The 13,888-nt window shown below is 55.8% G+C and carries 15 protein-coding genes; all 15 read right to left on the bottom strand.

Going from position 1 to position 13,888, the window contains the following annotated elements; genetic code table 11:
* Nucleotides 1-56: 56 nt before the first annotated feature.
* The 15 genes from H8K27_RS06455 to narJ all read right to left on the bottom strand — a co-directional run bounded on the left by H8K27_RS06455 (nt 57) and on the right by narJ (nt 13,861).
* Nucleotides 57-1,202, bottom strand: a complete 1,146-nt coding sequence (locus H8K27_RS06455; protein ID WP_186862351.1) for an NnrS family protein — start codon at nt 1,200-1,202, stop codon at nt 57-59.
* Nucleotides 1,203-1,380: 178 nt separating this feature from the next.
* Nucleotides 1,381-1,806: a putative zinc-binding protein gene (locus H8K27_RS06450; RefSeq protein WP_186862350.1), complete on the bottom strand. Its 426-nt coding sequence runs from the start codon at nt 1,804-1,806 to the stop codon at nt 1,381-1,383.
* Nucleotides 1,806-2,303: a ubiquinone anaerobic biosynthesis accessory factor UbiT gene (gene ubiT / locus H8K27_RS06445; RefSeq protein WP_186862349.1), complete on the bottom strand. Its 498-nt coding sequence runs from the start codon at nt 2,301-2,303 to the stop codon at nt 1,806-1,808. Before ubiT ends, H8K27_RS06450 begins: the two co-directional genes overlap by 1 nt.
* An 11-nt stretch (nt 2,304-2,314) precedes the next feature.
* Nucleotides 2,315-3,223 (bottom strand): ubiquinone anaerobic biosynthesis protein UbiV, encoded by a 909-nt coding sequence (gene ubiV, locus H8K27_RS06440; RefSeq protein WP_186862348.1) that lies wholly within the window; start codon nt 3,221-3,223, stop codon nt 2,315-2,317.
* 15 nt (nt 3,224-3,238) lie between these two features.
* Nucleotides 3,239-4,243, bottom strand: coding sequence for a ubiquinone anaerobic biosynthesis protein UbiU (ubiU, locus tag H8K27_RS06435; protein WP_186862347.1), 1,005 nt, complete (start codon nt 4,241-4,243; stop codon nt 3,239-3,241).
* 92 nt (nt 4,244-4,335) lie between these two features.
* Nucleotides 4,336-5,028: a Crp/Fnr family transcriptional regulator gene (locus tag H8K27_RS06430; protein ID WP_186862346.1), complete on the bottom strand. Its 693-nt coding sequence runs from the start codon at nt 5,026-5,028 to the stop codon at nt 4,336-4,338.
* A 261-nt stretch (nt 5,029-5,289) separates the two neighbouring features.
* Entirely contained in the window at nt 5,290-5,934 is a 645-nt protein-coding gene (locus H8K27_RS06425) for a response regulator (RefSeq protein ID WP_186862345.1), read from the bottom strand.
* Nucleotides 5,935-6,022: 88 nt separating this feature from the next.
* The gene (locus H8K27_RS06420; RefSeq protein WP_186862344.1) at nt 6,023-7,948 is read right to left on the bottom strand and encodes a type IV pili methyl-accepting chemotaxis transducer N-terminal domain-containing protein; all 1,926 of its coding nucleotides are present in this window, start codon (nt 7,946-7,948) and stop codon (nt 6,023-6,025) included.
* 63 nt (nt 7,949-8,011) lie between these two features.
* Nucleotides 8,012-8,734, bottom strand: a complete 723-nt coding sequence (locus H8K27_RS06415) for a carbonic anhydrase (RefSeq protein WP_186862343.1) — start codon at nt 8,732-8,734, stop codon at nt 8,012-8,014.
* 22 nt (nt 8,735-8,756) lie between these two features.
* On the bottom strand, nt 8,757-9,770 hold the full coding sequence (gene moaA / locus H8K27_RS06410; protein ID WP_186862699.1) for a GTP 3',8-cyclase MoaA: 1,014 nt from the start codon (nt 9,768-9,770) through the stop codon (nt 8,757-8,759).
* A gap of 57 nt (nt 9,771-9,827) precedes the next feature.
* Nucleotides 9,828-11,141, bottom strand: a complete 1,314-nt coding sequence (locus H8K27_RS06405) for a hypothetical protein (RefSeq protein WP_230418976.1) — start codon at nt 11,139-11,141, stop codon at nt 9,828-9,830.
* Nucleotides 11,142-11,176: 35 nt separating this feature from the next.
* Nucleotides 11,177-11,629, bottom strand: a complete 453-nt coding sequence (locus H8K27_RS06400) for a hemerythrin domain-containing protein (protein ID WP_186862342.1) — start codon at nt 11,627-11,629, stop codon at nt 11,177-11,179.
* A gap of 96 nt (nt 11,630-11,725) precedes the next feature.
* The gene (locus H8K27_RS06395) at nt 11,726-12,472 is read right to left on the bottom strand and encodes a peptidylprolyl isomerase (RefSeq protein WP_186862341.1); all 747 of its coding nucleotides are present in this window, start codon (nt 12,470-12,472) and stop codon (nt 11,726-11,728) included.
* Between the two features lie 19 nt (nt 12,473-12,491).
* The gene (narI, locus tag H8K27_RS06390) at nt 12,492-13,175 is read right to left on the bottom strand and encodes a respiratory nitrate reductase subunit gamma (protein WP_186862340.1); all 684 of its coding nucleotides are present in this window, start codon (nt 13,173-13,175) and stop codon (nt 12,492-12,494) included.
* Between the two features lie 11 nt (nt 13,176-13,186).
* Entirely contained in the window at nt 13,187-13,861 is a 675-nt protein-coding gene (gene narJ / locus H8K27_RS06385; protein ID WP_186862339.1) for a nitrate reductase molybdenum cofactor assembly chaperone, read from the bottom strand.
* Nucleotides 13,862-13,888: the final 27 nt, after the last annotated feature.

Below are 13,888 nucleotides of genomic sequence, written 5' to 3'. Positions count from 1 at the left end.
GCTCTCCATCAAAAATTTCCAGATGCAATGCATACAACCGGTTTTGCGCGCCCGACTCAGCCGGGTTGTCCGTCCACACGTGCCCGCAGATACACCGGCAGCATCATGGCGATCCAGCCGGCCAGCAGGATCAGCCAGGCCGTTGCGGATACCGAGATCAGCCACGGCAAAACCAGCAGGCTCGCCAGAATACGCAGCAGCGCCGCCAGATGCAGCCCCAGATACAGTCCCCACAGTGTATTGGATGCCTGCAGCGGCCTGCCGCTATGGCCAAACGATACCCGGCTGACAAAACCGACCATCATGGTTGTCATGAAACCCAGCCCCAGCGCATGCACTGCTGCCGAACCCGTATTCACACCAAGCGCGCCGGCAGCCTGCAGTGCAAACACGATAGTGAGCCAGGCAAAGGATAAATGCAGCATTGCCAGCAGGCGATTTGCAAAACTGCGCAACAGTCCCCAGCGCCAGCTGGTGACGGCAAAACTGAGGCTCAGCGCCGCTGCGATCAGGGCTTCCACCAAATGCCAGCCGGCCACGCCGGTCAGCGCCAGCAGCAGACATGCCGTCAGCCAGAATGCCAGCAGCCACACGGGACGCCAGACTGTATAAGGCTTCAGCACATTACTGCTGAAAAATGGCAGCATGCGGTGACAGACCGTCAGAAACACCGGCAACAGAAAAGCAAAAAAAGCCAGCTGGCGCGCCACGCTCCAGGCAACGTCAATCCCGGCACTCCAGCACAGGGTAGCCGCCAGCGCCAATGCGCCGCCGCACATCGCCAGCAGAATCGCCCAGGCATGTTTTTTATCCAGCGCTTTACTGAGCAGAATCAGACTGCCCCAGCGCCATGTCACGGCGCACCAGGCGCTCAGCATCAACATAAAACCGGAGGAACGCAGCGGATACCAGCCGATGCCGGATGCGAACATGGCGAGCAACAAGCCACCGAAGTATGTCCCGCCATGCAGTAAAAAGTAATCATCCCGGGTTTCAACCGAAAGCCAGCGCGGTCCGGCTGTGAACGTGAAACCCAGGATAAACAGGGGGAATACGCCCAACGGCATCAGCAGGGCATGCAGCGGAACCGCCATGTTGTCCGGGTGCTGCACCTGCAGCCACCACCAGAAAAACAGGATTAACACAGCCAGTGCGCCGAGAAAAAAATATAACCGGTGAGGGGCGGTAGCAAGACGTTTCATGATGAGGTATCCGGTAAGTATCGGCAGGCAAACAGGTTATACGGTAAGGAATACAGGAAACAGTCGTGGATCTCCTGCCCAAGAGCCTCAATATACTCCTACCCAGTATATGTATAAGCCCTTATATTTCCTTGATATCAGCGCATTTTTTAAATAATGACAGGGGAGTATGCTAATTTCAGTCTGGCGTCACGGATTCCGGACAGTTCTTTGCAAGCGGCTGCTCAGTCTGCATCCCGGTCAGTTGCCGCTGTACCGCCTGCCAGGCCAGCTGCATTTCTTCTGTGCTGGCATCGGCATGAAAACGTTTACGCGCCCCCTCCTGATTCAGGATCAGATGCCAGGCAGGCTCTACTCCGGCCTGCTGCAGGCAGGCTTTCACACAGGCCAGCGCACATCCATCCAGCGCCAGTATGGGCCGCCCCGACTGCGCCAGCCTGACCAGTGGCCTGACACCGCCGCCGACGCCGCTGATGCAGGACATTTGCGCCAGCCCTTCCCTGTCCAGCCGCACCGCCACATCATTCGCCAGCTGCGCCACGCTGGAGCAGCCGGAACAGGCGTACACCAGCGGCAGTTGCGACGGCTGCGGCGCGTCATCCATCAATGTCTCCCGGCTCCGTGCCGGGCTGCCCCATGCGCTGAAGCCGACTGCGATTCAAACTGCTGACTGAGCTTTTGGGCAAAACTGTTCAGCCATGCCGGACGCTCGCTCGCATCAATCCAGTATTTCACTGCCACACCCAGTTCGGTATCGCCCTCCATGCGCAGACGGCGGCGGAAAAACAAGGTATCGGCATCTTCCATACCCGATGCCATTTTAAAAAAATCCACCGCATTGGCAGACAGGCTGACATCCACCGACACCTGGCGGCTCAGTGAGCGAAAGCGCCCCTGGTTGCATTCAAAATACAGCGACATGCCCAGGTCTTCGACGTGAATACTGAATTTTTTGCCGTATAAAGTATCGGGCGCGACCAGCAGTTCACGCCGCCGCGCCAGCTCCAGCATCAGCATCAGCGGTGTGGTGGTCAGCGGCGCCGGCATGTGCCGGCCAATCGACTGAAACACGGCGGGAAAGCGAAATTGGGACAAATCCATAAAAACTCCGGTCAGATTGATTCGGCCATCAGCCACTGCATACCTGGCTTGGCGCTCCAGTAGCCATTGCTGCGTTGCGCCTCTGCCGGCAGGTAACGGCTGTCCACCTGGGCGGTGCTGCGATTCTTGCGTGCCAGATCAAATGCGGCGACCACTTCCGCCATACCCTGAGATTGTGGCTGCAAACGCAGGATATCGACCTGCATCGCCGCCAGATCGGGCACCTGCGCCCCCAGATCAAGACAACTGCCGCTCTGGGTCTGGATGCCGTTGATGGTCAAAAATTCCTTGCCGTCGCGGGTTGCCAGCGGTAAGCCATCAGGATACTGCTCGCAGCGGAATTCACAGCTGTCCTTACGCAGGCGATGGTGCCGCGCGGTAAAGCAGCGGGAAGAAAACGCCAGCGCCAGTCGCCCCCAGACCTGCACTTCCGTCTGCATCGCGGCTGATTTTTGCTGCTGCAGGCTCGCCAGATCGTCACGCGGCAATTCGATCGGTGGCAGAAAACGCTGCGCGCCCAGTCCGGACAACCAGGCCAGCGTATCGGCATGGTAAATATTCAGATGCGGACCAGCTACAAATGGCTGCCCCTGCATGGCACGCACTGCGCTGAAATCATTGGCTTCCACGCCAAATCCCTCTTCCAGTGCGCGCTCTGTCATGCGGTGCATATTGCGACGGTCCGCTTCACTGTCGATCAGCGTCAGGGTGGAAAAAACCACTTCCTTGCCCGCCTCGCGCAGAGCCCGTCCAACAGCAACCCAGTCGTCCAGCTTCATCAGATGGCGACGGGAACAGGTCACCTCTCCCAAATAAACAATATCGACCGGCCACTGCATGGCATCGGCATAGAAGCTCAGGGTTGCTTCTTTCGACCAGTAATAGGCCAGCGGCGCCAGAGAAATTTTGAATTCATGCATACGATACTCTTCCGGTTATTTCCAGGGCCGTTCAAACGCCCCTTGCGTGACCTGCGCGCCTTCAGCGTGCCGCGCCAGCGTTGCCTGCCAGTCAGGGCGGGGAGAATAGCGTTCCGGGTCGCGCTGCGCTGCATCGAGCGCCGCACGCAACGTTCCCACGACCTGCGCGACATAACTCGGACTGCGCTGACGGCCTTCGATCTTGATCGCCGAGACGCCCATATTCACCAGCTTGGGCAACAGGCCGACTGCATTCAGACTGGTCGGCTCTTCCAGCGCGTAATCGATTTCACCCTCGACTTCAAAGCGCCCTTTGCATAAGGTCGGATAGCCTGCGGCCTCGTCCGGCGCATAGCGGTCAATCAGCGTGCCATTGAGCCGTGCATACATCGTGCGGTCTTTCTCTTCCCAGCTCACGGCATGCGCGGGCGAACAGACGCCTTTGTTGTTCGGTGAATCGCCCGTGACATAGCTCGACAACAGGCAGCGACCTTCTACCATCACGCACAGACTGCCAAAACCGAATACTTCGATTTCGACAGTCGTCTGGCGGATGATTTTTTCGATTTCGGTCAGGGTCAGCACACGCGGCAACACAGCACGCCGTATACCGAACTGTTCACGCATGAGTTCGATCGCATCGAGCGTGGTGGCCGAACCCTGTACCGACAGATGCAGGCGCAAATCAGGATGCCGGTCGCGTGCATAGGCCATGAGTCCGGGATCAGCCAGAATCACGGCATCCGCCCCCATCTGCACGGCCGTATCAATCGCAGCACGCCATTCGCCGACAGCACGCGCCTGCGGATAGGTGTTGATCGCAAACAGGATCTGCCGGCCACGGCTGTGGGCATAATCCGCACCCTGCCGGATATCATGGTCGCTGAAATTCAGTCCGCCGAAATTACGGGCATTGGTCGCATTGCGCAAGCCCAGGTAAACCGCATTTGCCCCTTTGTCTATAGCCGCTTTTAAAGCAACCAGACTGCCGGCAGGAGCCACCAGATCAATAGCATTCATAACTGCAAATAGTAATGACACTTGTTTCCAATGTCCTTGTTCTGGCTCAACAATTCATAGCCGGCCCGCAGGACTCACGGGTGAAAACGGCTTCAGTGCAACGACATACCGCCATGCTGATAGGTTTTCAGCGCCTCTGCCGAACCGATATGAATAATGGAGCCGGATACGCGGATCAGGTCTTCATCCATCAACTGGTGTAACACGCGGGATAAGGTTTCCGGAGATAAATTCAATAGCGAGGCCAGCAAGTGCTTTTTCAGTTCCAGCCTGACTTCGTTGGTGCACTGTATGGCGGAGGTCTGCAGCAAATAGTCAATCACGCGTTGTGTCGCGTTTTGCAGCGAATAGCGTTCGACATTCCGGATAAAGCCCAGCAGCCGGTACGACAACCCAGCCATCATCTGCCGCGACAACAGCGGCGACCTGTCCAGCAACTGCAATAAGGCTGTCCGCGGAATTTTCAGCAGCAAGGTGTTTTCCAGCGCTTCGGCGTAGAACGGATAAGGCTCGTCCAGAAACATCATGGCTTCGCCAAAACTCTGTCCGGCACGGATCAGCTCCAGCACCTTGTCGTTACCCTGGGAAGAAGGAATGCTGAGCTTCAGCAAACCATACACCACGATATACGTTCCTTCCGCGATATCGCCTTTGCGAAACAGCATCAGCCCTTTTTCCAGCTCGATTTTCACCACTTCTTTTTGCAACTCGCCCAAATCAATTGGTGAAATATTGCGAAACAGCGCATGATTTTCGAGCAAACCCAATAAATTCAATTTCGTCATCTCATGTCTCCGGCCAACTGATAGAGATCAAGTGTAGAAGCGTCAAGAGACTATGCCTATCCGCCAACCGGACTAGTCTGCTGATGCAAATGAACAATATGATGCATTATAAATGCATGTTATTGGATGAGGAAGAATTTTTTATTGCCGCATGGATTTATCACAAACATCTGCACAATATCTGACGCATACAGCAACATGGCCGCATCGCAACATCTCTTTAGTATTCTGCCCGGGAGAATGGCTTTTGTGAAAGGCTAGTTATTTATCCAGCCCGTGCTCTACCGCATAGACAGCAATCTGCACCCGGCTGGTCAGATTGAGTTTTTTCAGGATATTCTGAACATGGATTTTGACGGTGCTCTCTGCCACATCCAGATTCCGGGCGATTTCCTTATTGCTCTCACCTCTGGCAAGGCAGATCATCGTTTCGCGCTCACGCGGAGTCAGTTTTTCGCGCTCCGGTGCTGCAGCCTGATTCTGGCCAGCGCGGAACTGCATCACGAGTTTTGCCGTCATGGATTCGGCAATCACGGGCTCTCCGGCGGCGGCACGTTTAATCGCCTGCGTCAGATATTCCGCTTCAATATTTTTCAGCAAATAACCGCGCGCACCATTTTTCAGCGCAGTGCTGAGATCTTCTGCTTCCTCCGACACAGTCAGCATCAGCACGGCGGTATCGGGCAAGTCTTCGACGATCAGCTGCATGGCTTCCAGGCCGGACAGGCCTGCCATGTTCAAATCCATCAACACTACATCGGGACGCAATTGCTTCGCCCTTTTCACCCCTTCGAGTCCATCCGAGGCTTCGCCGACAATCTCAAATTCCGGGTTGCGTTGCAACAGCAAACGAATGCCGCTGCGAAACAGGGTGTGATCATCGACCAGTAAAATCTTGATGGGCATGCGTCTCTCTATTTCTGTTTTCTGAATCAGTTTAATATCATTAGTCCGTCATCGCCGGATTGTCTTTAGCACAGGCAGACCAGCACCGTCAGGCAACCAGCCGTTCCTGGCGCAGCAAATGCAATGCAATGCTGGTTCCCGCGCCTGGCGCGCTCTCAATAGTGAAACGGGCAGCCAGTCGCTCAGCCCTTTCTTTCATAATCCGCAGGCCGACATGCTCTTCGCCTTTTTCATGCACCTGCTCCAGATTGAAGCCGGTGCCGTCATCTGTCACGGTCATGGAAAAATCCCGCTCATTATGAACCAGCACACGGACTTCACTCGCCTGCGCATGTTTGCGTACATTCGATAAGGCTTCCTGCAGGATAAACAAGACCTGCAACTGCTGCTCCGGCGCTAATGGCGCGCCATTTCCTTCAAACGCAATTTCACCGTGGACACCAGTCTGGCGCTGAAATTTGGCCACCACATTGCGCATTTCCGACTCCAGATTACTGTCTTGCAGGCGGGTGCGGAAATTCAGCAGCAACTCCCTGACATCTTCATAGCTTTCCTGCACACCGGCACGCAGCAAAGGCGCAATATCGCTGATTTCTTCCATATCATTGCGCCGCAATGAATCTTCCAGCATCTGTACCTGCAGGTTCAGGAAATTGAGCCCCTGCGCAATGCTGTCATGCAACCCCTGCGCCAGCAGGTTACGTTCCTGAGAAACGGCAAACTCTTTTTCTTTGGCAATCAGACGCTGATTTTCAATCGCGGCGCCCAGATTTTTCCCCAGCGTTTCCAGCAACCGGCGCTCTTCACCAGAGATCGAACGCTCTGCTGAAAAATGCAGCGAAAAACTGCCAATCACCTGATCCCGTGCCAGTATTTGAAATACCGCCAGCGAGACGAAACCTTCTTCCTGGCAGCGGTAGCGTTTTTCCTGATTCAGCTGCCTGAAGTCGCGCACGATGACGATGCCCTGCTGGGTTGCAGCACCGCACAGGCACTCATCTTTTTTGATGCAGTGCTCTTCTTCAATCATGTGTTCCGACATTCCCTCATGCACAGTAATATGCAGATTGTCGCTATGGCTGTCGAGAATACGGACGGTGCCGCCATCGGCTCCGATTCTTTGCATGATGCGGTGTAAAAAACCGCGGCACAGCTCTTCAATCGCATGCGGCCCGGACAGGAAACCGGCAATTTCATACAGCGTGCTGACTTCGTGATTCTGCGCCTGCAATCTGGCAGTTTTTTCCAGCACCCGGACTTCCAGCGTACGGTGCACTGACTGCACGTGATCGGCCATCTGATTGAATGCCTGCGCCAGCACGCCGAACTCATCCTCGGTTTCGATCGGCAAGCGTACGCTGAGGTCGTCTTTCGACATCCGTGCGATACCTGCCTGCATCCGCGTCACCGGACCGACAATCCATAAATACAATAAATATAGTAAGGCAACGCTGGCCGCCAGCGACATAAAAATCAGCGCAGTCTGGCACAAGCGCAACCAGGTGGTTTTTTCTGCCAGTTCCACCTCCACCAGCGATACCAGCACATTGATCTGGCTGACGAACTCCGGTAACTCTTCGCGGTAAACGCGGATCGCAACCTGCCTTTCCTCGGGCGAGGTCATCTGCAATATCCGGCGCGCATTGCCCTGTACGCGCTTTTGCCACGCATCCTGGACTTTGCGCATCTGTGCGCGGATGCTGGGCGTAACGGGTAAGAACAATGGCCGCTTGGCATCACCGGCCTGCAGATCTGCCAGTGTGCGGTTAAATTCGCTCAGTTGCTGCTCGACTGAAGTACTGCTGGCGGCATACTCCAGTTCGACCGCGAGCTTGTAAGAACGCATCCGCAGGCTGCCTGCTTCGTTAATCGCCGCACCACCACCTTCCAGCTGCCAGGAAAGCAGCAAGGTATAGCCGATCGCAGCCAGCGTCAGCCCCAGACCGATGAGTGTGGTCAGGAGAATCCGGAAAGTCAGCCGCTTGCCCATGGGCAGGCTGTTCGCAGAGGTCATATCGGCAACAGTAGGTTACGGGTGAAATTGTTTCATCAATTGTGATGCCATCGTTTCAGAAAATTATTCTGCCGGACTGTTTTGTGCGGCGGCTGCAGCATGCTGAACGACTGCATTGTCTGCGGTTTCATGAGGAATTCCCAGTGGGCAGACCATCGGCAGAAAATTATCAGAACGCTCAGAATACGCCAGTAAGGCACCGTTTGTCATATCAAAATACCAGCCATGCAACGCCAGCTCGCCACGCGCCTCACGCTCAGAGATCCATGGAAAAGTCCGCAGGTTATTGAGCGACATAATGATTGCGCCCAATTCGCACGCCCTGACCTGCTCTGCCTGCGGATACTGCCCCAGCTGTTGCAGCACCTGGCGCTTGACCGGCTCGACAATCCGCATCCAGCCAGCAATGAAATCGATCTTGCGGCTCGGCTGGTAACCCTGCATCAGAGCGCGGATGCCGCCGCATTTTTCATGCCCCATGACGATGACCCGCTTGACGTTCAGCGCCTCAACCGCAAACTGAATCGCCGCGCTGACACCATGCTGAAACTCGGATTCATTACAGGGCGGCACCAGATTAGCGACATTGCGGACTACAAAAATATCGCCGGGATCACAATCGAGCAGCAATGCCGGGTCAACCCGGGAATCGCAGCAACCGATCAGCAGCGTGGTCGGGTTCTGACCGTGGTTCAGTTTATCGAACAATGGGTCATCACCGGCGAAATATTTACTTTGAAAACGTTGAAATCCCTCAATAAACTGATCAATGTTTCTAACTTCCATTACCTTCTCCGTGGCGATACCATCAACCGCCGGTCTGTGACATGAAGCGAACGATTTTCAGCGGCTGTTCTGTGAATTCATGCCGTTCGGGTTTCAATTCTATCGCACTCCGGATTGCGGCATCCAGACCGGCATCGCTGATTCCGGCGCGCAGCAAGGGGCGTAATGCAAACTTTTCATCCTGTCCCAGACACATATACAAAGTGCCATCCACCGACAAGCGCACGCGGTTGCAGGTAGCGCAGAAATGCTGGCTGATCGGGGAAATAAAGCCTATCGTGCCACGTCCGTCGCGGGTGCTCCAGTAACGCGCCGGACCGCCGCCGAGTTCGGCTGCCGCCGGCACCAGGTCAAATTCACGCACCAGTTGCTCACGGACCGGCCCGATATCCAGATACTGACTGTCACGTCCGGTCGCGCCCATCGGCATGGTTTCAATCAGGCGCAGGATAAACCCTTCCTCGAAGCAAAACCGGGCCATGCGGCTGATTTCATGATCATTCACGCCACGCATCACCACCATGTTCAGCTTGATCGGCATAAAGCCCGCCTGTTTTCCTGCCTGCAGCCCCGCCATGATGCTGCCGAAACTGTCGCGTCCGGTAATCTGCTGCATACAGGCTTTGTCCAGACTATCGAGACTCACGTTGATGCGGCTCACCCCGGCATCGCGCAAAGCGCGGGCATGCTTGTGCAACTGGGTCGCATTGGTGGAAAGAGAAATATCCTGTAAGCCGGGTAACTGCGACAGCCGGGACACCAGTTGCGGCAGATTGCGGCGCAATAAAGGCTCACCGCCGGTCAGGCGTACCCGCGCGACACCCATACGGGAAAATGCCGCTACGACACGTTCAATCTCATCGAAACGGAGCCAGTTTTCCGGCTCCTCAAATCCCGAAAACCCTTTCGGCATGCAGTAGCTGCAACGCAGGTCGCACCGGTCTGTGACCGACAGCCGCAAATAGCTCACGCGCCGGCCAAAGCGGTCAGTCAATGCGGAAACATGATTCTGAGAGTGAGGTGCAGTCGTATCCATGACTGCATTGTGGTGGTCAGCGCTGCTGATGGCAATTCGCCGCCAAGCCATGCGCCGCTAGTTCTTTTGGGGGAGAACCGTCTTGTTAAACAACAGGCTGCGTAATTCATGCCGGTAACGCAGCAACGTCTGCAGCAGCAAAACCCCGATCAGGGCCTGAGAAGCCGCAAACAATATTCCCGCCGCCAGCGCCAGTTCTCGCGGCGCCAGCGGCAGCAACAGCAGAGCGACATAGGCCAGCAATAACAGACGCGCCTGCCACAACAGACGTGCAGGCGGCAAGACTGCCTGCATGGTAGGCACCCGCTGCCGGGGTGGGAGCTGGCGCCGCAAATGCAGAAACACCAAAAAAGGAATGATCTTCCCCAGCATTGCATTCACCGGCATGACCGCACCGCCAACCAGTGCCAGCACACCAGTCCACCAGGGGATCCCAGACAACAGCCATGCCGGAAACATCCCCGGAACCTGCTGTGCGAACACGGCTATCGCAACCAGCACCGCCGCGGCCAGCCAGCTCACTGCGCTGCACAGCCACAAAGCCCAGGAAGGGTCAAAACGGCGTCTGGCATGCCAGACCGCATGCGCTGCGGCGGCAGCGAATAGCCCAATGCTCAGACAACCGCCGCCAATCGCCAGCGAACGCCATTGCGGCCAGAATGCCGCCAGCAGCGGCAACCACAAAGCAACAGGCAACGCAGCCTGCCAGCGATCACCGGGGCGGCGCGATTGCCAGAACATCGGCACCGTCGTTGAAGCAATTCCCAGCACCAGCGCGGCAATCCAGCCGACCAGTCCCCAGGCCACATGCAGATCAAGCCAGTAAGCAATATCCGATTGCCACCAGCCGGCGAAATTCCCTGCCATCGTGACACCGAAACCGATGACTGCCAGTAATGCCAGGGGAATCCAGCGCAAAGTACGTGTCGTGGCATCCAGCGCAATGATTTTCCATGCAGTGCGTCCCAGCGCCAGCACTATTGCGCCATACAGCAGGATCGCGACGCCTGCCGCCAGTGCAAAGCCATGCGGATGACCGGATAAAAATCCGGCTGCCAGACCGGCAGCAATCAGCGCGGAACCTGCCGCCACAAAAGGAGAGATAAAACGCGCGGCACTGACCGTCTGCCCGGCCACCACCGGCATCAGCTGAAACAGGGCGCCAATCATGACCGGCGCCAGCATCCCCAGCACCAGCACATGCGTTACCGCCAGAGTCAGGGGAGAAAAACGATCCGGCAGTCCTGCCGCCGGTCCGCAGGCCAACAGCACTCCGGCCAGCGCACCCAGCCAGGGCGCTGGCATCAAACAGCCGAAGATAGTGGCTGGCGACGGCGCCAGCTCATAATTCAGGATTTGGGCTGCCGCCAAAACGGGCTCCGCAAAAAATCAGGCTGAGATCAGCATCAACCGCAGGAACAGGCACCGCAACAGGCGCTGCCCATGCCGAGCTTGCCTTCGAGATTCTGGATACTGTTGCCGCACATCGGGTACAGCACATTTTCTTCCTTCACATTATGCTGCTGAATCAGCACATTCAGCGTATCGATGGCAGCCAGCGCCTGCGCCGTCTGTCCGGCTTCGATAGCAGCATTCACCTCATCGCTCAGCGAACGGATTTCTGCATGTTCATTGCGCATGACCACGGTCGGACCACTGTTCATGCCGGTTGCCTCTTCAAATGCCGGAAACAGCTTTTTTTCTTCCAGCGTAAAATGACCTTCCAGTTCCTCATGGAACAAACGGAAATTTCTTCCGGCGGAAGCAAGGTCATTTTTTTGCAGAGCTGCTTCCACGCGATTCAGCTGATCATCACACTCACGGTGCTGACGCACCAGTTCTTTCACTGCCTGAGACATAATTAACCTATCTTTTTCTGTTAAAAAATCCGGCAAACAAGCTGATGCTGCCTGCCGGCCGCCTTTGCCATCCAGGCATCGGCTGCGAAATACGCTTTACTGTACCAATGGGCTGTCTGCACCTTGCAGATCAATCCCGGAAATGCTGGCACGCCCGACTAGCAACTGCAGATACTGGCGTATGGCATGATCGCGGCTGGCACTCTGCATCATGTCAGCGATGTCATGCTGTATCTCATCAAATGGTAACAAGCGACCTTCTGCCTTGCGCCCAACCTGGATAATGTGAAATCCGAAACGGGTTTCCACCAGTCGTGGAATCACGCTGCCCGCAGTCGCAGCAAACAGCGGGCGCTCGAATTCCGGTACCGTCTGCCCTCTGCCGATCTGCCCCAGACTGCCGCCGACCTCACTGGATGGGCAATTTGAATTCGCCTTTGCCATCTCTGCAAACTCCTGGGGATGCTCCAGCAGATGCGTCAGAATGCCGGACGCGTGCTGACGCAGACCGTCCAGATCAACACCGGGTGTGACCTGGAACAAAATATGGCTTGCTTCCGTCAGCTCGCCGACGGTAAACCGCTCAGGATGTGCCTGATACTGGCGGAGGCATTCTTCCCGCCCCGGCACCGGCACCTTGACTTCCTGCTGCAACAAGGCATCAATCAGCGCTTCGTCATCTTCCGCTGTTAAAGCAAGCTGCTTTGCTTCATCCAGCAGCACCCGGCGCAACACTAATGCAGTCATTGCACTTTTGACGGGATCGGGCGCCTCCTGATGATCCGGCAATTCACGTTCCATATCGGCATCGGTGAATTCAACTCCATTCACAATCACTGGCATGATTTTTCTCCTGTCCGTTTCAGCGTGGGCGAACCAGCTGCCACGCACGGCTGATGTAAGTGACTGAAGCGAAACCGCTCCAGACATGCACCAGACGGGTGAAAGGGAAAATCACAAACAGGCTCAGACCCATGAACAGATGCAGTTTGAACAGCAAGGGAGCTGCCACGATAAATTCTGCGGCATCGCCACGGAAAGTCACGATATGCTGCGCCCATGTCATCAACAACACCATCATGTGACCATCGCTGTGGTTGGCAGATTCAAAAATGGTCGACAGGCCCAGACCCAGCGTGATAAAAATCCACAGCAACAACACCTTGTCACCGGTTTTGGTGACCGCAGAAATGCGCGGATCCGTCAGACGGCGGTGCAACAGGATCAGCAGCCCCAGCATGCACAGCGTGCCAAATATGCCACCGGCCACCATCGCAATCATTTGCTTGACGCTGTGTGTAATACCGATGGTGTCCCATACGATGACAGGGGTCAGTAATCCGACCAGATGCCCGAAAAACAGTCCGAGAATTCCTAAATGGAACAGGATATTTCCGGTACGCAGATTCCCCCGGTGCAGCATCTGGGAGGAATCGCTTTTCCAGGTGTACTGCTCACGCTCAAAACGTGCCAGGCTGCCAAACAGGAAAATCGCCAGTGCGATATACGGATAAATTCCGTAAATGAATTGATGCAGATAAGTCATGATGATCTCCCTTATGAACAACGCCCCGCAGCACCCTGTGCGGCGCCAGCCTGAGACTGCTTAGGATAAAAATGTAAAGTCTGGGTTGCAGACAGATTGGGCTTGAGCAAAGGTTCAACGCCATCGGCGCCGGGGCCGAAGGTTTCCATGGCATCGTCCATATCCCTTACTGGCGGCTCACCCTGTTCCTGCGGCACGACATCGGTAAAACCGGTCAGCATCAGGAAAGCATTGGCATAAGGGCTCTCCTTGCGTTGCAGGCGAATGCCGATGGCAGCCAGAACATGAATCGCTTCGCCCAGCAGCTTTTCTGCAGTCTCCTCATCGACCAGGCTTAAAAACTCCAGAAATAAAGGCACGTAATCCGGTAACTCGCTGGCTTCCGGCTCAAAGCCATAACGGCGGTACTCTTCGATCAGATCCACCATCGCCTGACCGCGGTCACGGCTTTCGCCATGAATATGCTCAAACAAATGCAGCGCCACAGACGGCGTGCGGTCAAAGGTTCCCACGTAGTTTTCCTGCAGGCTGATCAAGTCATGCTGTTTCAGATAACCGGTCAGGGTCTGCAGGTTTTCCAGAGAGTCGGGGTCATCCGCCAATGCCTGCTCAATCTCCGGCAAGGCGGCAATCAGATCAGCCTGCGGGTAACTCAGCAGCGCCGATAAAATGCGGTAAATTTGCATACGATTTCCTTATTGAATACCGGCGGC

The organism is Cognatundibacterium griseum (assembly GCF_014284195.1).
Taxonomy (GTDB): Bacteria; Pseudomonadota; Gammaproteobacteria; order Burkholderiales; family Burkholderiaceae_D; genus Undibacterium; species Undibacterium griseum.
This window is presented reverse-complemented; position numbering and strand designations above follow the sequence as displayed.